This is a genomic window from Klebsiella sp. Ech2A, assembly GCF_030078455.1.
GTDB classification, from domain to species: domain Bacteria; phylum Pseudomonadota; class Gammaproteobacteria; order Enterobacterales; family Enterobacteriaceae; genus Klebsiella; species Klebsiella terrigena.
In genome coordinates this window covers 89,311-108,887 of sequence record NZ_JAQGFU010000002.1, presented here as the reverse complement: position 1 = coordinate 108,887, position 19,577 = coordinate 89,311, and the positions used below count along the sequence as shown (strand labels likewise).

General features: G+C 56.0%; 19 protein-coding genes, 1 tRNA gene, 3 rRNA genes and 2 pseudogenes. 11 read left to right on the top strand and 14 right to left on the bottom strand.

The window, feature by feature from the left end:
* The 4 genes from PFH44_RS01190 to rrf (PFH44_RS01175) all read left to right on the top strand — a co-directional run.
* Window positions 1-130 (top strand): 23S ribosomal RNA (locus tag PFH44_RS01190); the annotation flags it as partial.
* Between the two features lie 97 nt (window positions 131-227).
* Window positions 228-343, top strand: a 5S ribosomal RNA gene (gene rrf, locus PFH44_RS01185).
* 130 nt (window positions 344-473) lie between these two features.
* Window positions 474-549 (top strand) — tRNA-Thr (locus PFH44_RS01180).
* Window positions 550-584: 35 nt separating this feature from the next.
* A 5S ribosomal RNA gene (rrf, locus tag PFH44_RS01175) occupies window positions 585-700 on the top strand.
* Between the two features lie 246 nt (window positions 701-946).
* Here rrf (PFH44_RS01175) and PFH44_RS01170 read toward each other — a convergent pair.
* On the bottom strand, window positions 947-1,168 hold the full coding sequence (locus PFH44_RS01170; RefSeq protein ID WP_041147475.1) for a lipoprotein: 222 nt from the start codon (window positions 1,166-1,168) through the stop codon (window positions 947-949).
* 110 nt (window positions 1,169-1,278) lie between these two features.
* Between PFH44_RS01170 and PFH44_RS01165 the strand changes: the two genes are divergently transcribed.
* Window positions 1,279-1,410: a hypothetical protein gene (locus tag PFH44_RS01165; RefSeq protein WP_264673784.1), complete on the top strand. Its 132-nt coding sequence runs from the start codon at window positions 1,279-1,281 to the stop codon at window positions 1,408-1,410.
* 60 nt (window positions 1,411-1,470) lie between these two features.
* Here PFH44_RS01165 and PFH44_RS01160 read toward each other — a convergent pair.
* The 13 genes and pseudogenes from PFH44_RS01160 to acuI form a co-directional block, all read right to left on the bottom strand.
* A pseudogene (locus PFH44_RS01160) lies at window positions 1,471-2,301 on the bottom strand (efflux RND transporter permease subunit); the annotation flags it as partial.
* Between the two features lie 55 nt (window positions 2,302-2,356).
* Window positions 2,357-2,737, bottom strand: a pseudogene (locus PFH44_RS01155) (efflux transporter periplasmic adaptor subunit); the annotation flags it as partial.
* A gap of 114 nt (window positions 2,738-2,851) precedes the next feature.
* Window positions 2,852-3,148 carry a DNA-binding transcriptional regulator Fis gene (fis, locus tag PFH44_RS01150; protein ID WP_003855228.1) on the bottom strand — a complete coding sequence of 99 codons (297 nt, stop codon included), beginning with the start codon at window positions 3,146-3,148 and terminating at the stop codon, window positions 2,852-2,854.
* Between the two features lie 25 nt (window positions 3,149-3,173).
* Window positions 3,174-4,139 carry a tRNA dihydrouridine synthase DusB gene (dusB, locus tag PFH44_RS01145; RefSeq protein ID WP_041147471.1) on the bottom strand — a complete coding sequence of 322 codons (966 nt, stop codon included), beginning with the start codon at window positions 4,137-4,139 and terminating at the stop codon, window positions 3,174-3,176.
* A gap of 358 nt (window positions 4,140-4,497) precedes the next feature.
* Window positions 4,498-5,379, bottom strand: coding sequence for a 50S ribosomal protein L11 methyltransferase (gene prmA, locus PFH44_RS01140; protein WP_041147470.1), 882 nt, complete (start codon window positions 5,377-5,379; stop codon window positions 4,498-4,500).
* A gap of 11 nt (window positions 5,380-5,390) precedes the next feature.
* Window positions 5,391-6,842, bottom strand: a complete 1,452-nt coding sequence (panF, locus tag PFH44_RS01135) for a sodium/pantothenate symporter (protein WP_045856501.1) — start codon at window positions 6,840-6,842, stop codon at window positions 5,391-5,393.
* Window positions 6,832-7,074, bottom strand: a complete 243-nt coding sequence (locus tag PFH44_RS01130) for a YhdT family protein (RefSeq protein WP_041147468.1) — start codon at window positions 7,072-7,074, stop codon at window positions 6,832-6,834. Before PFH44_RS01130 ends, panF begins: the two co-directional genes overlap by 11 nt.
* 110 nt (window positions 7,075-7,184) lie before the next feature.
* The gene (accC, locus tag PFH44_RS01125) at window positions 7,185-8,534 is read right to left on the bottom strand and encodes an acetyl-CoA carboxylase biotin carboxylase subunit (protein WP_041147467.1); all 1,350 of its coding nucleotides are present in this window, start codon (window positions 8,532-8,534) and stop codon (window positions 7,185-7,187) included.
* Window positions 8,535-8,544: 10 nt separating this feature from the next.
* Window positions 8,545-9,009: an acetyl-CoA carboxylase biotin carboxyl carrier protein gene (accB, locus tag PFH44_RS01120; protein WP_041147466.1), complete on the bottom strand. Its 465-nt coding sequence runs from the start codon at window positions 9,007-9,009 to the stop codon at window positions 8,545-8,547.
* A 22-nt stretch (window positions 9,010-9,031) separates the two neighbouring features.
* Window positions 9,032-9,484, bottom strand: coding sequence for a type II 3-dehydroquinate dehydratase (aroQ, locus tag PFH44_RS01115; protein ID WP_041147465.1), 453 nt, complete (start codon window positions 9,482-9,484; stop codon window positions 9,032-9,034).
* Window positions 9,485-9,717: 233 nt separating this feature from the next.
* A complete protein-coding gene (msrQ, locus tag PFH44_RS01110) occupies window positions 9,718-10,317 on the bottom strand; it encodes a protein-methionine-sulfoxide reductase heme-binding subunit MsrQ (protein ID WP_045856504.1) in 600 nt (199 codons plus the stop codon).
* The gene (gene msrP, locus PFH44_RS01105; RefSeq protein ID WP_283824095.1) at window positions 10,317-11,318 is read right to left on the bottom strand and encodes a protein-methionine-sulfoxide reductase catalytic subunit MsrP; all 1,002 of its coding nucleotides are present in this window, start codon (window positions 11,316-11,318) and stop codon (window positions 10,317-10,319) included. Before msrP ends, msrQ begins: the two co-directional genes overlap by 1 nt.
* Before the next feature lie 77 nt (window positions 11,319-11,395).
* Window positions 11,396-12,370 carry an acrylyl-CoA reductase (NADPH) gene (gene acuI / locus PFH44_RS01100; protein ID WP_045856507.1) on the bottom strand — a complete coding sequence of 325 codons (975 nt, stop codon included), beginning with the start codon at window positions 12,368-12,370 and terminating at the stop codon, window positions 11,396-11,398.
* Window positions 12,371-12,589: 219 nt separating this feature from the next.
* Between acuI and csrD the strand changes: the two genes are divergently transcribed.
* The 6 genes from csrD to rng all read left to right on the top strand — a co-directional run bounded on the left by csrD (window position 12,590) and on the right by rng (window position 19,489).
* Window positions 12,590-14,530, top strand: coding sequence for an RNase E specificity factor CsrD (csrD, locus tag PFH44_RS01095; RefSeq protein ID WP_283824094.1), 1,941 nt, complete (start codon window positions 12,590-12,592; stop codon window positions 14,528-14,530).
* 304 nt (window positions 14,531-14,834) lie between these two features.
* Window positions 14,835-15,878: a rod shape-determining protein MreB gene (gene mreB / locus PFH44_RS01090; RefSeq protein WP_002918653.1), complete on the top strand. Its 1,044-nt coding sequence runs from the start codon at window positions 14,835-14,837 to the stop codon at window positions 15,876-15,878.
* Between the two features lie 69 nt (window positions 15,879-15,947).
* A complete protein-coding gene (mreC, locus tag PFH44_RS01085) occupies window positions 15,948-16,940 on the top strand; it encodes a rod shape-determining protein MreC (RefSeq protein WP_041147460.1) in 993 nt (330 codons plus the stop codon).
* Window positions 16,940-17,428, top strand: coding sequence for a rod shape-determining protein MreD (gene mreD / locus PFH44_RS01080; RefSeq protein ID WP_041147459.1), 489 nt, complete (start codon window positions 16,940-16,942; stop codon window positions 17,426-17,428). The genes mreC and mreD overlap by 1 nt, the downstream gene beginning before the upstream one ends.
* A 7-nt stretch (window positions 17,429-17,435) precedes the next feature.
* Entirely contained in the window at window positions 17,436-18,017 is a 582-nt protein-coding gene (locus tag PFH44_RS01075) for a Maf family protein (protein WP_283824093.1), read from the top strand.
* A 2-nt stretch (window positions 18,018-18,019) separates the two neighbouring features.
* Window positions 18,020-19,489: a ribonuclease G gene (gene rng, locus PFH44_RS01070; RefSeq protein ID WP_041147457.1), complete on the top strand. Its 1,470-nt coding sequence runs from the start codon at window positions 18,020-18,022 to the stop codon at window positions 19,487-19,489.
* Window positions 19,490-19,577: the final 88 nt, after the last annotated feature.

Below are 19,577 nucleotides of genomic sequence, written 5' to 3'. Positions count from 1 at the left end.
CTGAAGAGTTCTCCCTGACTCCTTGAGAGTCCTGAAGGAACGTTGAAGACGACGACGTTGATAGGTCGGGTGTGTAAGCGTAGCGATACGTTGAGCTAACCGATACTAATGAACCGTGAGGCTTAACCTTACAACGCCAAAGCTGTTTGGTGTGATGAATTTGAGAGATTTTCAGCTGATACAGATTAACTGACAGGCCGTAATGGCGTGTTGGTAAACAGAATTTGCCTGGCGGCAACAGCGCGGTGGTCCCACCTGACCCCATGCCGAACTCAGAAGTGAAACGCCGTAGCGCCGATGGTAGTGTGGGGTCTCCCCATGTGAGAGTAGGGAACTGCCAGGCATCAAATTAGCAGTATGGCACTGAATTTCGAGGCAATTTGCTATTCGACAGAGTAGCAGAACAAAAGCAAATGCTTTTGAACGTTGCGAAGCAACGGTCCGAAAATCATGTCCGGTACCAAATTAAGCGTGCTGATATGGCTCAGTTGGTAGAGCGCACCCTTGGTAAGGGTGAGGTCCCCAGTTCGACTCTGGGTATCAGCACCACTTTTTAAGTTAGAAACAGTATTTTAAAGAATTTGCCTGGCGACAACAGCGCGGTGGTCCCACCTGACCCCATGCCGAACTCAGAAGTGAAACGCCGTAGCGCCGATGGTAGTGTGGGGTCTCCCCATGTGAGAGTAGGGAATTGCCAGGCATCAAATAAAGCAGAAGGCCCAGTCGAAAGACTGGGCCTTTTTGCTTGTCTGCTATTTAATGACGCAGCTTAGCGATAAACGGCGGCCTAAGCTGCTGTAGAACGGTCTGGAATACCGGCGGGCGGATCGTAGCGCGGTTTTTATATCCTGCCATCCACGAAGAAGGGCCCGGTCTCGCGACCAGGCCCTTTTTTATATCCGTTCCTTCACTGGAGAGTGAACCCAACCCAGTGGAACGGTAATGGTTAACGGGTCAGCGCTACAATTCCCAGCGTTAATCCAGCCACTGCCGCCGCGCCGCCGGCAATTGCCCCAGCCGTTTCCCAGTTATCCTGAGTCGTGCCTTTCATGCAGGTGTTGGTATGAACTAGCCTGCCTTCAGAATCATAGACCGGCACGCAGGGAGAGTCATGCGCGCAGCCGGCGAGTAAAGTTGCCAGCAGCGTCACTAAAATAAATTTCTTCATGATATTACCTCTGAATAGTCCGTTTTACTGCATCGGGTGAGATACACGACGGAATAGCCTATTTTACCATCGCTGAAACAGAGGCCTGATAGAGGAAATCATCTCAATTTATGAGCTACGTAAATATCATGGAGATAAGCGGGGAATTGCGTAGAAAAGATGTAGAACAAAATAATGAAATAAAGGCAGGGGCTGCCGATCTTATCATTATGGAATATAGTGAATTTAATATAACCAATTGATTAATATTGATAATTATAATTAAGAAGGCGCCAGCGTGGCGCCTTTGAGGAGAAGATGAGCTACTTCCCGCGTCGGGTAAAGCGGCCCCTTACCACCACGAAGAATACCGGTACGAAGAAGATTGCCAGCAGCGTAGCGGTTAACATCCCGCCCATCACGCCGGTGCCCACCGCATTTTGCGCCCCGCTTCCGGCACCATGGCTAATAACTAAAGGCAGCACCCCGAGAATAAAGGCTAATGATGTCATGAGGATCGGACGCAGGCGCATACGCGATGCCTCAAGCGTTGCCTCGATAATTCCTTTACCTTCTATATCCATAAGATCTTTAGCAAACTCGACGAGCAGAATGGCATTTTTTGCCGATAGGCCAATCGTGGTTAATAAGCCGATCTGGAAATAGACATCATTATTGAGCCCGCGAAGCGATGCCGCCAGCAACGCGCCAATAACCCCTAAGGGCACGACCAGCATCATCGAGAAGGGAATTGACCAGCTCTCATAGAGCGCGGCGAGGCACAGGAAGACAACAATCAGGGAGATGGCGTAGAGCGCAGGCGCCGGGTTGCCGGAGAGACGTTCCTGATAGGGCATTCCCGTCCAGTCGTAGCCGATACCGGTTGGCAGCCTGCTGGCCAGCTGGTCAGGATGCTGCCTGACCATGCCCAGCAGCTGATTACGCGCCTGGGTTAGTGCGCTATGGCCGAGGTTGCCCTGATCGACAAGCTCAAAGTCAAAACCCATTGCGGTACCGAGTTAGATAATGGCCGGCAGATTGAACAGGAAGACCATGGCGTCTTTAATCTGGCTGAAGGCGACGGTGGTTCGTTTGATAATCGCCTCCACGCCGTTCTCTGCCCCGCTGCATTGTTCCCGCGGCTTAAGGCGGACCATTTCCTGTGACCAGATGGAAGTTCTGCGTATCCCTGCCAGGCTGCAGGCTCTAGTCGCTGCTGGATTCAGTGACGTCGACGTAAATGGGGTTGAGCTGCTGGACCGTGGCCAGCGCCTGATCGTACTCCTGACGGCTGATGTACTGCGTGCCGAGCAGAGGAAGGTAGCGCTTAACCGTGACGTGTGCGATGGCGGCTGCCGCCACGGCTTTAGCCTCGTCCCCTTTCGCGCTGCTGTAGGCTGCCTGATAGGTCGCCGGAGCAATTTCATAGAACGACTGGCCCGCCTTTATGGCGCTCCCCTCAGTAAAGCTGCGTTGCAGAACGATCCCGCTGATCTGAGGACGAACCTTCGCGACGCGAAATGCCGACATGCGGCCCGGCGGCTCCGTGGCGACGGATAGCGGTGCGCTGCTGACCACATGGACGGCGAGCTAGCTCAGAGGGGGCTGCGGTTTGCTGCGGGAAGGGGGGTAAACGCGAGGCAGTAAAAAGGCGCTTCCCCATGCCGAAGAGCGCCTTTTATTCAAGCAATTAACTGACTAGTATCAGTTCATGCCGTATTTCTTCAATTTTTTACGCAGCGTACCGCGGTTGATGCCCATCATCAGGGCAGCACGGGTCTGGTTACCGCGGGTGTATTGCATCACCATGTCCAACAGGGGCTGTTCTACTTCAGCCAGTACCAGCTCATACAGGTCACTAACGTCCTGACCGTTCAGTTGAGCAAAATAGTTCTTCAGTGCCTGTTTAACCGAGTCACGCAGGGGCTTTTGAGTTACCTGATCCTGAGAGTTAACGGTAGAAACGGTCAGTACGTCAGAATTTACGCGTTGTTCGAACATAGTTCTGTCAGCTCTTTATTTCTGTTTACGCAAAATTTTCGAAGTATGCCTCCAACGCCTCCAGCTGATCGCTGGCATCCTCTATGGCGTTGAATGTGCGCCGAAACTGGTCATTTGGAGCGTGCTCCTGGAGATACCAGGAAACGTGTTTACGCGCAATTCGGTACCCTTTTGCCTGACCGTAAAAGTCATGCAATTCCCGAACGTGAGCGCAAAGCAAGCGCTTAACCTCTGCCAACGGCAGGGGGGGCAGCAGCTCTCCAGTGTCCAGATAATGCTGGATTTCCCGAAAGATCCAGGGTCTTCCCTGAGCTGCGCGGCCTATCATAAGGGCATCAGCCCCCGTATAGTCGAGCACAGCTCTGGCTTTAAGCGGGTCAGTAATGTCACCATTCGCGATAATCGGAATGGAAACTTTCTGCTTAACTGCCCGAATACTGTCGTATTCAGCGTCTCCGTTAAACAAACAGGCGCGCGTGCGTCCGTGAATAGTCAGAGCCTGAATGCCACACTCTTCAGCCAGTTGGGCAATTTCTACACAGTTACGGTGTTCCGGCTCCCAACCGGTGCGAATCTTGAGCGTCACGGGAACGTCCACTGCCTTGACGACCGCCGTCAGGATTAACTTCACCTGCTCGGGATGCTGCAAGAGGGCTGAACCTGCGAGCTTGCGATTCACCTTTTTCGCCGGGCACCCCATATTAATATCAATAATTTGGGCACCGCTTTCCACGTTAATACGGGCGGCTGCGGCCATCTCTTCCGGTACGCTACCGGCGATTTGCACGGTACGAATACCGGGCTCATCAACGTGCACCATCCGTAAACGGGACTTGTCGCTCTCCCAAACCTGAGGGTTGGAGGACATCATCTCGGAAACGGTTAAACCTGCTCCCATCTCATAGCACAGCGTCCTGAATGGTCTGTCAGTAATGCCAGCCATAGGTGCTGCGATCAGGCGATTTCTAAGCTGGTAGTGTCCGATGCGCATGAGTTAAGAAATGACCATACTGTGACTGCAAGGCGGCGTATATTACGCATTTTTTGCACGAGATGAAAGGCCAAACTTTGAGCAATCCCCTGTCACAGATCAATGAATCCAGGGGTAACGAAAATGCCATGGATAAATTATCATATTAATCATAGAGTTAATGAGTTGTGGGTAATTTGTGCTCAATTATAAAATCGTAAAACTTATCTATTTTTCTTAGAAAAATGGGGCCATTGGCGGCATAAAACGCTGTTTTTGTAGCCAAAAAAGCGCTTCGTAATGCGATCTGGCTCCCATTTCTTGACGTCATTTGGCTGCTACTGGAAACAAAAATGCGGCCCGCAGGCCGCATTTGCGCTTACTTGCGCTGGCCGGTAATCCGGCACCACTCTTCTTTTTCAACCACCGGGTCGAGATTAAAGCGATCGGCGTAGGCTTCACAGACGCCGTCAGCCTGGCTGGCAAGGATCCCGGAGAGGCCCAGCAGACCGCCTGCAACGGGCAGGACGCTGATTAACGGAGCCAGCTCGCGTAACGGGCCGGCCAGAATGTTGGCGACCACAACGTCGGCGCTGAGAGCCTCTGGTTGATCCTGGGGTAAATAGAGCTCCAGACGATCCGAGACGCCGTTACGCTCGGCGTTATCGCGGCTGGCCTGAATCGCCTGCGGATCGATATCGATACCGATGGCCTTCGCCGCGCCGAGCTTCAGGGCTGCAATCGCCAGGATGCCGGAACCGCAGCCGAAATCTATAATTGTTTTACCCGCCAGATCCAGCCCATCGAGCCACTGCAGGCACAGGGAGGTCGTCGGGTGGGTACCGGTACCGAAGGCGAGGCCCGGATCGAGCATCACGTTCACCGCGTTGGCATCCGGCACTTCGCGCCAGCTTGGGCAAATCCACAGCCGCTCGCCGAAGCGCATCGGATGGAAGTTATCCATCCATTCGCGCTCCCAGTCTTTGTCTTCCAGCTGCTCGATTTTGTGCGCGAAGCCGGCGCCCAGAAGAGGATGCTGTTCAAGAATGGCAACGACTTCGTTCATGTCGCTCTCTGCGTCGAACAGGCCGGTCACGTCGGTGTCGCCCCACAGGCGGGTTTCCCCCGGCAGCGGTTCGAATACCGGCGTATCGTGGGTATCCTGGAAGGTGATAGAGACGGCACCGGCCTCCATCAGCGCATCGCTTAAATCTTCAGCGTGTGCGCCGGTAGTATTTAGTTTCAGTTGGATCCATGGCATGGCAAAACTCTTTATTTATCAGTAGTCATAATAGGGGCTGGTGGGACGGGCTGACCGAAACGGTTGCCAATCACAAAAGCCAGCAAGCTTAACAGCAGCGAGGGCACAATCGGATGAAAGCCCAGGTACTGAATATTAAATGTCGCCAGCACGGCGTACAGCACGCCGCCAACGATCATCGCGCTGAGGGCGCCGGTAGCGTTAGCGCGCTCCCAGTACAGGCCCATCACCAGCGGCCATAAGAACACCGCTTCCAGGCCGCCGAAGGCCAGCAGGTTGAGCCAGATGATCATCTCGGGCGGCCGCCAGGCTGCCAGCATCATCAGGATCCCTATGACCAGGGTGGTGGCGGTGGAGATCCTCTTCAGCTTTTGCTCATTATGCCTTTTAGCAGGCTGAGCGCTGAGCCAAAGATCCTTAATGATCGTAGCCGATGCCTGCAATAAGTGGGCGTTAACGTTCGACATGATCGCCGCCATTGGCGCCGCCAGGAACAGGCCCGCGGCCCACGGTGGCAGCACCTGGACCATCAGCGTTGGGATCACCTGATCGGGAACGGTGAGGTGCGGCAGAACCGCGCGGCCCAGCGCGCCCGCGAGGTGCATGCCAAACATCAGCAGCGCGACGACCACGGTACCGATGATGATCCCCCGGTGAACGGCTTTGCTGTCTTTATAAGAAATGCAGCGTACGGCGGTATGCGGCAGGCCGATAACGCCGAAGCAGACCAGCACCCAAAACGAGGTCATAAAGGTCGGGGTTAGAATGCCGTCTACGCCGTGGGGCGATACCAGCTGCGGATCTATCTTCTGTAAGGTATCAACGGCGTGATGCAGACCGCCCGCAGCGTGGACAACCCCGACCAGCAGCACGATAGTGCCGATCAGCATGACCATACCCTGCATGGTGTCATTGAGCACGCTGGCGCGAAAACCGCCGAACGCGGTGTACAGGGCAATAGTGATCCCGAAGATCAGCAGGCCGTTTTCATATTTGATTCCCGCCGCGGTCTCCAGCAGGCGCGCGCCGCCGATAAACTGCACGGCGATCGCCCCGACGAAGGCAACCAGCAGGCTGATGCTGGCGATCCAGACGACGGCGCGGCTTTGATAGCGGGCCTGCAGCATGTCGTTGAGGGTGATGGCGTTATAGCGTCGCGCCAGAATGGCGAATTTCTTTCCGAGGATCCCCAGCGAAAGCCAGATCGTCGGCACCTGGATCATCGCCAGCAGCACCCAGCCGAGGCCGTACTTATAGGCAGCCCCGGGACCGCCGATAAACGAACTGGCGCTGATGTAGGTGGCGGTGAGCGTCATGGCCAGCACGAAGCCGCCCATGGAACGGCTGCCGAGGAAATACTCGCTGAGAAAACTGCCGCTGCTGCGTTTGCGCATGGCGTAAAGCGACAGGCCGAAGACCACGAACAGATAGGCAACCAGGATGACGATGATTTCAAGCTGCATCGCTATCCTCCAGCGGAATGTCGCGGAATACGAAACGCACCATCGCCCAGCACAGCAGGATAAATATCAGAGGCACCAGCAGGCAGGCCATTTCGAACCAGTGCGGCAGCCCGGTTATGCCGATTGCGCTGTCCGGGAGATAGGCCGCAGCCAGCCAGGCGGCAAGATAGAGAAGGGTCAGCCACAGCGCCCAGCGCGCTTCTTTGTGGGCCTGAACAAACCGATTGTCCATTTTTTAGTCCCAGGAGGATGAAGAAAGCGGGGATTGTACCGCATGGAAAAGATGAGGGGAGAGAAAAAGAAAAAAGGCCGGATTATCCGGCCTTTTGCAGCAATGCAGGGTTATTTTTCCTGCATTCCGAGCTTTTTCTCCAGATAGTGGATATTGGTTCCACCATGCTGGAAGTGCTCGTCGTTCATGATGCGAATCTGCAGATCGACGTTAGTTTTGATGCCGTCGATGATCAGCTCCTGCAGCGCATTTTTCATGCGTGAAATGGCCACATCACGGTTTTCGCCGTAGCAGATAAGCTTGCCGATCATTGAGTCATAGTACGGCGGCACGGTGTAGCCGGCGTAGATATGAGACTCCCAGCGAACGCCAAAACCGCCCGGCGCGTGGAAGCGGGTAATTTTACCCGGGCTCGGCAGGAAGGTATTCGGGTCTTCGGCGTTAATACGGCATTCAACCGCATGGCCACGAACCTGAACTTCTTCTTGCTTGATGGACAGCGGCTGGCCTGCGGCAATCCGCAGCTGCTCTTTAATCAGGTCAACGCCGGTGATCATTTCTGTTACCGGGTGTTCAACCTGAATACGGGTGTTCATTTCAATGAAATAGAACTCGCCGTTTTCGAACAGGAACTCAAAGGTACCCGCCCCGCGATAGCCGATATCAACGCAGGCCTTGGAGCAGCGCTCGCCGATGTAGCGACGCAGTTCCGGAGTAATACCCGGCGCCGGCGCTTCTTCGACCACTTTCTGGTGACGACGCTGCATGGAGCAGTCGCGCTCGGCCAGATAGATAGCGTTGCCCTGGCCGTCAGCCAGGACCTGGATCTCGATATGACGAGGATTTTCCAGGTATTTCTCCATATACACCATGTCGTTGCTGAAAGCGGCTTTCGCTTCAGCTTTGGTCATGGAGATGGACTGCGCCAGCTCGGCATCGCTGCGCACGACGCGCATGCCGCGACCGCCGCCGCCGCCGGAGGCTTTGATGATTACCGGGTAGCCGATGCGTTTCGCATGGGCGCGGTTAGCGTCCATGTCGTCGCCCAGCGGGCCATCGGAGCCAGGAACGGTCGGTACGCCGGCTTTCTTCATGGCGGTAATCGCCGACACTTTGTCGCCCATCAGACGAATAGTGTCAGCCTTCGGGCCGATAAAGATAAAGCCGGAACGTTCAACCTGCTCAGCAAAGTTGGCGTTTTCCGAGAGGAAGCCATAGCCCGGGTGAATCGCCACCGCGCCGGTGATTTCAGCCGCGCTGATGATCGCCGGAATATTCAGGTAGCTCTTAATGGACGGAGCCGGGCCAATACAGACCGTCTCATCCGCTAACAATACGTGTTTTAAATCGCGATCCGCAGTGGAGTGCACAGCAACGGTCTTGATGCCCAGTTCTTTACAGGCACGCAGGATACGCAGTGCAATCTCGCCACGGTTGGCGATAACAATTTTATCCAGCATGTTCGCCTCGTTACTCGATGACTACCAGCGGCTCGTCAAATTCTACCGGTTGGCCGCTTTCGATCAGAATGGCTTTCACCACGCCGGCTTTGTCGGCTTCGATCTGGTTCATCATTTTCATTGCTTCGACGATGCACAGAGTGTCGCCCACGTTGACTTTCTGGCCGATTTCCACAAACGCTTTAGCGTCCGGGCTCGGGGTGCGGTAGAAAGTACCGACCATCGGGGAACGTACGATGTGACCACTGATTTCCGCTTTCGCCGGGGCTTCTGCCTGCGCGGCTGCCGGTGCTGCGGCAACAGGTGCCTGTGCCTGCATCATCGGAGCGGCATAAGCCTGCTGCATCACTGGATAACCGGTGTTCGGAGCTGAGCGGCTGATGCGCACAGACTCTTCACCTTCAGAAATTTCCAGTTCGTTGATGCCAGACTCTTCGACCAGCTCGATCAGTTTTTTAATCTTACGAATATCCATGAGTGGGTTCCGTACTCTTTGTTTAGTGTGATTGTGACAGGCGTTTTACCGCCGTCTGTAAAGCGTATGAATAACCGTCCGCCCCCAATCCACAGATAACGCCTGCGGCGATATCCGACAGATAAGAGTGATGACGGAATGGTTCGCGGGCATGCACGTTGCTCAGGTGGATCTCGATAAACGGGATACTCACCGCAAGTAGCGCGTCGCGGATTGCCACGCTGGTGTGCGTAAACGCGGCCGGATTAATCAGGATATAGTCGACAGCGTCTTTAGCCTGATGAATTCGGTCGATTAACGCGTATTCCGCGTTTGATTGCAGGTGATCCAGCGCCACGTTCAGAGCCGCAGCTTCTGATTCCAGACGGTTAACAATCTCAGAAAGCTTGAGGGTGCCGTACTTCTCAGGCTCGCGTGTACCAAGCATGTTAAGGTTGGGTCCATTCAAAAGCAAAATGCGAAACTTGTCAGCCATTGTGCGGCTATCTCCTGCCATTCTCGGGTAAAAAACAAAATATACCTTCGAAACGCGCTTGTCACCTTTTCAGGGCGTAAAAACCCCTCCAGGAAAACCAAAGTCGCACATTATAACGATTTCGTAGCATTTGGCAGCTAAATACTGGTCTTATCAGGGAAGATTATCAACCGCTATCGTTAAATGAGTCGCGGTTGATAAAAGATCTGCGGGAAACTGCACATATTCGGGGATTAGCGCCACCACTGACGGAACTTCTTGTAACGCCACGCCAAAAGCACAACCGCCAGCCCGGCATATATCAACGGCTGTGGGGATAATATCTTCACGGACCATAGATAGTGGATGGGCGCAAGGATCGCCACCAGATAGACGAAGTTATGCAACGTTTGCCAGCGACGGCCTAATTTTCGCTGCAGCGCCTGCGTCGAGGTGACCGCCAGCGCCAGCAGGGTAAGCCAGCTGATAAACCCCAGCGTCAGATAGGGCCGGCTCACCAGCTCAGAACCCAGCAGCGCCAGATTGTTAATCCCGAGTTCCAGCAGCGTGTAGCTGGTCAGGTGCAGCGTCGCCCAGGCAAAGCACCACAGTCCCAGCAGGCGCCTGGTACGAATCAACAGCGGTTGTTTAGCGTAGCGCGCCAGCGGCGATACAAGCAAGGTTGCCAGCAGAAATTTAAGAGCCATCCTACCGGTAAAGTGTTGAATATCTTTTGCCGGGTCGGCGCTGAAATACCCCTGCTGCGCGGCCCAGAATAGCCAGAGAAAGGGAAGAAACCCGGCCAGATGGAGCATAACCTTAAGCCAGGTAATCTGTTTTACGTTCAGGCGCACTAGTAGTTCTCCCGCAAATTCAGGCCCCGGTAGAGCGAAGCCACTTCGTCAGCATAGCCGTTGAACAGCAGCGTCGGCTGGCGCTTGACGTCCAGCACGCCTCCGGAACCGATAAAGCGTTCCGTTGCCTGCGACCAGCGGGGATGATCGACGTGTGGATTGACGTTGGCGTAAAAGCCGTATTCATCCGGTCCCGCCAGATTCCAGGTGGTCGGCGGCCGGTCGCGGGTGAGTTCGATACTGACAATCGATTTAATCCCTTTAAAACCATATTTCCACGGCACCGTCAGCCGTATCGGCGCGCCGTTTTGCGGCGGCAGCGCCTTGCCGTAGACGCCCACGCTCAGCAGGGTCAGGGGATGCATCGCCTCATCCAGGCGCAGGCCTTCGACATAAGGATAGGCCAGGCCGCCGCCGATGAAGCGATCCTTCTGCCCCGGCATCTGGTCGGGGGCATAGATGGTTTTAAACGCCACGTAGCGGGCGCTGCTGGTGGGCTCAACCAGCGCCAGCAGCTTATGCAGCGGGAAGCCAACCCACGGCACCACCATCGACCAGGCTTCGACGCAGCGCATCCGGTAAATACGCTCTTCGAGCGGAAAGCGGGTGGTCAGATCGTGATGATCGAGCGTCAGCGGTTTAGCGACCTCTCCGCCGATGGTCAGCGTCCACGGATCGGTGCGCAGGCTGCCGGCGTTGGCCGCGGGATCGGCTTTATCCAGACCGAACTCATAGAAGTTGTTGTAGCCGGATACCTTATCCTCCGGCGTGAGCGGCAGCGCGTTTTGCCATTCGGCGGGTTTGTCGAAAGTCAGCGCTTTGCCGGCCGGCGCGGGAGGGCGGTCGTGGCCTTTGAACCAGTCGAGAAGATCGGCTTTTGCCGTGGGGGAAAGGGAAAGTGCCGTTGCGGTAATCCCCAGCGTTTTCAAAACCTGGCGACGCTGCAGCATAAAAACGGATTCTGCCGTGACGTCGGCTTCCGTTAGCTTTTTGTGTTTCATGACATCCTCCGGCATGCTTTTTCCTAAGCATGACGGAGGCGGAGAGTTATCGCGAATATGTCACGAAAAATTGCATATTAGGCGATTTTCACCAGCGTCCGGCCCTGGATTTGGTTAGCCATAATCTTATCGGCAAAGGCCGGCGCTTCGGCGAGCGTAATTTCCGTGGCGCTTTGCGCGTAGAACGACTCAGGCAGATCGCCAACCAGCCGCTGCCAGGCTTGAGCCCGGCGCGCGGGTGGAGTCATTACCGAATCAACGCCCTGCAGGCGGACGTTACGCAAAATAAACGGCATCACCGTCGTCGGCAGAGCAAAGCCGCCGGCCAGGCCGCAGGCGGCTACGCAGCCGCCGTAGTTCATCTGTGCCAGCACCTTCGCCAGCACCTTATCGCCGACGGTATCGACCGCACCGGCCCACAGCTGTTTCTCCAGCGGACGGGTTTCGGCAAACTCCTCGCGCCCAACGATCCGCTGCGCACCCAGCGCTTTCAGATAATCATGGGTGCTTTCGCGACCAGAAACGGCGACTACCTGGTAACCCAGGCGATGCAGCAGGGCGACCGCGGTGCTACCGACGCCGCCGCTGGCGCCGGTGACGACAACCTCGCCGTCCTGGGGACGAATGCCGGCATCTTCCAGCGCCATCACGCACAGCATGGCGGTGAAGCCGGCGGTACCGATGGCCATCGCTTTACGGCCGTCCAATCCTTCAGGCATCGCAACCAGCCAGTCGCCCTTCACGCGCGCCTGCTCGGCCAGGCCGCCCCAGTGATTTTCGCCAACACCCCATCCGGTGAGAAGCACCTGCTGGCCTGCATGGAAACGCGGATCTTCGCTGGTATGGACGATACCGGCAAAATCGATGCCAGGAATCATCGGAAAGTTGCGGATGATTTTTCCGCTGCCGGTGATCGCCAGCGCGTCTTTATAGTTGAGGCTGGACCACTGAATATCGACGGTCACATCGCCCTGCGGTAGCCGGCTGGCGTCGATGGTTTGCACCGAAGAGATTGTTTTGCCATCCTGCTGTTCTAATATTAAAGCCTGCATATGCGGGTCCTTATTGGTACAAAGATTGGAAAAATTTTTCTGCAGACTATACTCGCTATCGGCATTATTACGCCGATACAGCGCAATAAATTGCCAGATACGTCAGCTTTGATAGTATGCCTCGCACTTTAAAAAGTTAGTGCTTACTTTGGGGAAAGCGCCAGTACCGGAGTCCGAATATTCATCGGGCAGTCATTCACACGCGGAGTTAACACAGGGATGCGATTAACGACGAAATTCTCAGCATTTGTCACGCTGCTTACCAGCCTGACTATCTTTGTCACGCTTATGGGCGCGTCGCTGAGTTTTTATAACGGTATTCAGCAAAAAGTGGAGAATCGCGTCCAGGCCGTAGCGACGGTGCTGGATAACCGCCTGATCTCTTCATCCTTTGCCCGGCTTGAACCGCAGATGGATGAGCTGATGACGCCGGTCGACGTTGTGCAGGTTGATTTTCTCCTTCACGGCAAATCGGTGTACAGCCACTCGCGTAGCGACAGCTACCGCCCGCTGGGGAGTAATAACCAGTTTCGGGAGGTCACGGTCCCGTCGCTAAAGCACCCTGGCATGACCCTGCATCTGGTCTATATGGACCCGATGGTTAACTACTTCCGCTCGCTGCATATGACCGCACCGCTTTCCATCGCCATTGGCTTTATGGTGCTGATGGTCTTTTTTTCCGTTCGCTGGATCCGTCGTCAGCTGTCCGGGCAGGAGCTGCTGGAGCTGCGGGCGACGAGGATCCTTCACGGCGAGCGCGGGCCTCAGGTGCGCGGCTCGGTGCACGAGTGGCCGGTGAGCACCAGCAGCGCGCTGGATATGCTGCTGTCCGAGCTGCAGTTTGCCAGCGATCAGCGAAGCCGTATGGATACGCTTATTCGCTCCTATGCCGCTCAGGACACCAAAACCGGCCTCAATAACCGCCTGTTCTTCGATAACCAGCTCGCCACGCTGCTGGAAGATCAGGAAAAGGTCGGCTCGTACGGCATTGTGATGATGATCCGCCTGCCGGAGTTCGATTTGCTGCGCGATAACTGGGGGCGCGCCGCAGCGGAGGAGCATTACTTCACGCTCATCAACCTGCTTTCTACTTTTATTATGCGCTATCCCGGCGCGCTGCTGGCGCGTTATCACCGCAGCGATTTTGCCGTCCTGCTGCCGCACCGCACCCTGAAGGAGGCGGACAGCATCGCCGGGCTGCTGCTGAAGGCGATGGACGCGCTGCCGCCCACGCGCATTCTTGACCGCGATGACATGATGCATATCGGTATTTGCGCCTTCCGCAGTGGACAGACCACGGCTCAGGTGATGGAGCGCGCGGAAGCGGCAACGCGCAACGCGGTTCTGCAGGGGAGCAATAGCTGGGCGGTTTATGACGATTCGCTGCCGGAGAAAGGACGCGGCAACGTGCGCTGGCGTACCCTGATTGAACAGATGCTAAGCCGCGGCGGACCGCGGCTCTATCAGAAGCCCGCGGTGAATCGCGACGGTCGCGTCCATCACCGTGAGCTGATGTCCCGCCTCTATGACGGTACGGAAGAGGTGATTGCGGCGGAATATATGCCGATGGTGCAGCAGTTTGGTCTGGCGGAAGAGTATGACCGCCTGCAGATCACGCGGCTGCTGCCATTTTTAGGCTTCTGGCCGGACGAAAACCTCGCTTTACAGGTGACGGTAGAGTCGCTGATCCGTCCTCGATTCCAGCGCTGGCTGCGCGATACTTTGATGCAGTGTGAAAAATCGCAACGTCAGCGCATTATTTTTGAACTTGCAGAGGCAGATGTTTGTCAATATATCGGCCGCCTGCAGCCGGTTATGCGGCTGATTAACGCTTTAGGTATTCGAGTCGCCGTGGTTCAGGCCGGATTAACGCTGGTTGGAACCAGCTGGATCAAGCAGTTGGACGTTGAAGTCATCAAGCTACACCAGGGACTGTCGCGTAATATTGAAAAACGCAGTGAGAACCAACTGCTGGTTCAGAGCCTGGTGGAGGCCTGCAAGGGTATGCCGGTCCGGGTTTTTGCAACCGGAGTACGCAGTCGTAGCGAGTGGCAGGTCCTGTCTCAATGCGGTGTTACCGGTGGCCAGGGGGAATTTTTTGCCGCCTCACAGCCACTTGACACAAATGTGAAAAAATATTCGCAAAGATACTCGGTTTGATCTGCCGTTTAGCGTGATTTCACGTAGAATAACGCGCGCCATAGTGAAGGGGGTGTGCTTGTCTACCTGCCGGATTATCGCAATGTAAATGCCAGTAAATGACCTTTGACAGGTTGCAAATTGAAGCGTGGAGCGCTGCTGAAGTTTTCAGCACTGAACGGAGCCGGAAAATTTGTAACGAAGGAAATGAACTGCACTAATTTTCACCGTAGCAGATGATTTTTGCGCCTTGTCGCTGCTGCGTGTGGTTGGTAAAGTAAGCGGATTTTGTTTTCCGCCCCAGCTTTCAGGATTATCCCTTAGTATGTTAAAAAAATTTCGTGGCATGTTTTCCAATGACCTGTCCATTGACCTGGGTACCGCGAATACCCTTATCTATGTAAAAGGACAAGGCATCGTATTGAATGAGCCTTCCGTTGTGGCCATTCGTCAGGATCGTGCCGGATCGCCGAAAAGCGTCGCCGCTGTCGGTCATGAAGCGAAGCAGATGCTCGGGCGTACACCGGGCAACATCGCGGCGATTCGCCCGATGAAAGACGGCGTTATCGCCGACTTCTTTGTTACCGAAAAAATGCTGCAACACTTCATCAAACAGGTGCATAGCAACAGCTTCATGCGTCCGAGCCCGCGCGTTCTGGTGTGTGTACCGGTTGGTGCAACCCAGGTTGAACGTCGTGCCATCCGTGAATCCGCTCAGGGCGCTGGCGCCCGTGAAGTCTTCCTGATCGAAGAGCCGATGGCGGCTGCGATCGGTGCTGGCCTGCCGGTTTCTGAAGCAACCGGTTCGATGGTTGTGGATATCGGCGGCGGTACCACGGAAGTGGCGGTTATCTCCCTGAACGGCGTGGTTTACTCCTCTTCCGTGCGTATCGGCGGTGACCGTTTCGATGAAGCCGTGATTAATTACGTGCGTCGTAACTACGGCTCCCTGATCGGTGAAGCGACGGCAGAACGTATCAAGCATGAAATCGGCTCCGCTTATCCGGGCGATGAAGTGCGTGAAATCGAAGTGCGCGGTCGTAACCTGGCTGAAGGCGTTCCACGCGGCTTCACCCTGAACTCGAACGAAATTCTCGAAGCGCTGCAGGAGCCGCTGACCGGCATCGTTAGCGCGGTGATGGTTGCTCTCGAGCAGTGCCCGCCAGAGCTGGCTTCTGATATCTCCGAGCGCGGTATGGTCCTGACCGGCGGCGGCGCGCTGCTGCGTAACCTCGACCGCCTGCTGATGGAAGAGACAGGTATTCCTGTCGTAGTTGCAGAAGATCCACTGACTTGCGTCGCGCGTGGCGGCGGTAAAGCGCTGGAAATGATCGATATGCACGGCGGCGACTTGTTTAGCGAAGAGTAGTCAGCCGAAGGTCTGGGGTGGCTCAAGGGTTGCCCCTGGTCTTAACTGACACGAGAATACGCATAGCCTATGAAGCCAATTTTTAGCCGTGGCCCGTCGCTACAGATTCGCCTTATTCTGGCGGTTCTGGTGGCGCTTGGCGTGATTATCGCCGACAGCCGCCTGGGTACGTTCAGCCAGATTCGAACGTACATGGATACAGCCGTCAGTCCTTTCTACTTTATTTCTAACGGTCCTCGGGAATTGCTGGATAGCGTATCGCAAACGCTGGCCACCCGCGATCAGCTCGAACTGGAAAACCGCGCGCTGCGTCAGGAACTGCTGCTGAAAAACAGCGACCTGCTGATGCTGGGCCAGTACAAGCAGGAGAACGCGCGTCTGCGTGAACTGCTGGGCTCCCCGCTGCGGCAGGATGAGCAAAAAATGGTGACTCAGGTCATCTCAACGGTTAACGATCCCTACAGCGATCAGGTGGTTATCGATAAAGGCAGCGTCAGCGGCGTTTACGAAGGCCAGCCGGTTATCAGCGATAAGGGCGTTGTCGGTCAGGTTGTTGCCGTCGCGAAGATGACCAGCCGCGTGCTGCTTATCTGCGACGCCACCCATGCGCTGCCGATTCAGGTACTGCGCAACGATATCCGCGTCATTGCCGCCGGTAATGGCTGCACTGACGATCTGCAGCTGGAGCATCTGCCGGCGAATACCGATATTCGCGTCGGCGACGTGCTGGTGACTTCAGGTCTTGGCGGCCGTTTCCCGGAAGGGTATCCGGTGGGCGTGGTCTCTTCGGTCAAGCTGGATACCCAGCGCGCGTATACCGTTATTCAGGCTCGCCCGACCGCGGGCCTGCAGCGTTTGCGCTATCTGCTGCTGCTGTGGGGGGCCGATCGTAACGGCTCCAACCCGATGACCCCGGAAGAGGTTCATCGCGTCGCAAATGAACGTCTGATGCAGATGATGCCGCAGGTTCTGCCCGCGCCGGATTCCGTCGGGCCACAAATGCCGGCTCCCGCAACCGGCCTGACGCCACCCGCGAAACCTCTGCCTGCAGGGGGGCAATAGTGGCAAGCTACCGTAGCCAGGGACGCTGGGTTATCTGGCTCTCGTTTCTTATTGCACTCTTGCTACAGATCATGCCCTGGCCGGCTGACATCAGCGTCTTCCGGCCAAACTGGGTACTGCTTATCCTGCTGTACTGGATCCTCGCGTTACCGCATCGGGTGAACGTCGGCACCGGCTTCGTGATGGGTGCCGTTCTCGATCTCATCAGCGGCTCGACGCTGGGCGTTCGCGCGCTATCGTTAAGCATCATCGCTTATCTGGTCGCTCTGAAATATCAGCTGTTCCGCAATCTGGCGCTCTGGCAGCAGGCGCTGGTGGTGATGATGCTCTCACTTGCGGTGGACATCGTTGTTTTCTGGGCAGAGTTTTTAGTGATCAACGTCTCTTTCCGTCCGGAAGTGTTCTGGAGTAGTGTAGTAAACGGCGTGCTCTGGCCATGGCTATTCCTGCTGATGCGTAAAGTGCGTCAGCAATTTGCGGTGCAATAAGGTTGATATGACAACTCTGTATCTTGCTTCAGGTTCTCCACGTCGACAGGAGCTGTTGACTCAGATGGGGCTCTCCTTCGAGCGCGTGGTTCCCGGTATTGAGGAACGACGCCAGCCGCAGGAGAGCGCTCAGCATTACGTCACTCGCCTGGCGCGTGAAAAAGCGCAGGCCGGCGTTGCGCTGGCATCGCGCGATCTGCCGGTGCTGGGGGCGGATACCATTGTCATCCTTAACGGCGAGGTGCTGGAAAAGCCGCGCGATGCCGCGCATGCCGCAGAGATGCTGCGCATGCTTTCCGGGAAAACGCATCAGGTGATGACCGCGGTTGCCCTGGCGGATAAGCAGCAGGCGCTGGACTGTCTGGTGGTAACGGAGGTGACCTTCCGCCTGCTGAGCGAGAAGGATATCGCCGGCTACGTCGCCAGCGGCGAACCTTTAGATAAAGCAGGTGCATACGGTATTCAAGGGCTGGGTGGCTGTTTTGTCAGGAAGATTAATGGCAGCTATCACGCCGTAGTCGGCTTACCGCTGGTAGAAACGTATGAGTTGCTGAGTAACTTTAACTCACTGCGTGAAGAAAAGGGATAAAGATGACGGCTGAATTATTAGTGAACGTAACGCCATCGGAAACGCGCGTCGCGTATATCGATGGCGGTATTCTGCAGGAAATTCACATTGAGCGCGAAGCGCGGCGCGGGATCGTAGGCAATATCTACAAAGGTCGTGTTAGTCGAGTGCTGCCGGGGATGCAGGCGGCTTTTGTAGATATTGGCCTGGATAAGGCCGCGTTTCTGCACGCTTCAGACATCATGCCGCACACCGAGTGCGTCGCCGGGGAAGAGCAAAAGCAGTTCACCGTGCGCGATATCTCCGAGCTGGTCCGCCAGGGCCAGGACCTGATGGTGCAGGTGGTGAAAGATCCCCTCGGCACCAAGGGCGCCCGCCTGACCACCGATATCACCATTCCTTCCCGCTATCTGGTGTTTATGCCGGGAGCCTCGCACGTTGGGGTTTCCCAGCGTATTGAGAGCGAAGCGGAGCGCGAGCGGCTGAAGAAGGTTGTCGCCGACTACTGCGATGAGCAGGGCGGATTTATCATCCGTACGGCGGCGGAGGGCGTACACGAGCAGGAAATGGCCGCCGATGCTGCCTACCTCAAGCGCGTCTGGACGAAGGTCATGGAGCGTAAGAAGCGCCAGCAGACCCGCTATCAGATGTACGGCGAGCTGGCGCTGGCACAGCGCGTGCTGCGCGATTTTGCCGACGCCCATCTTGACCGCATTCGCGTCGACTCCCGCCTGACCTACGAATCGCTGCTGGAGTTCACCGCCGAATATATGCCGGAGATGACCAGCAAGCTTGAGCACTACAGCGGCCGCCAGCCGATCTTCGATCTCTTTGACGTGGAGAACGAAATTCAGCGCGCGCTGGAGCGTAAAGTGGAGCTGAAGTCCGGCGGCTATCTGGTTATCGATCAGACCGAAGCGATGACCACCGTCGACATCAACACCGGGGCCTTCGTCGGCCACCGCAATCTTGACGATACCATCTTCAATACCAACATTGAGGCGACCCAGGCGATTGCCCGCCAGCTGCGGCTGCGCAACCTCGGCGGGATTATTATCATTGATTTCATTGATATGAATAATGAAGATCACCGCCGCCGGGTGCTGCATTCGCTGGAGCAGGCGCTGAATAAGGATCGGGTCAAAACCAGCATCAACGGCTTCTCCCAGCTTGGGCTGGTGGAGATGACCCGTAAGCGCACCCGCGAAAGCGTGGAGCACGTGCTGTGTAAGGACTGCCCGACCTGCCACGGTCGCGGCACGGTAAAATCGGTTGAAACGGTGTGTTATGAAATCATGCGCGAGATCGTCCGCGTACATCATGCCTACGACTCCGACCGTTTCCTGGTCTATGCTTCTCCTGCCGTCGCGGAAACCCTGAAAGGGGAAGAGTCCCACGCGCTGGCGGAAGTCGAAATCTTTGTCGGTAAACAGGTCAAAGTGCAAATTGAACCGCTCTATAATCAAGAGCAGTTTGATGTGGTAATGATGTAATCATCTGGTTTGCCCTCGTTCGGCCTGTCGACCGCGGTGATGCGCCGGCCGGGCGGAACCCGTGAACGCAGCGCTGAGGGGCGGATGA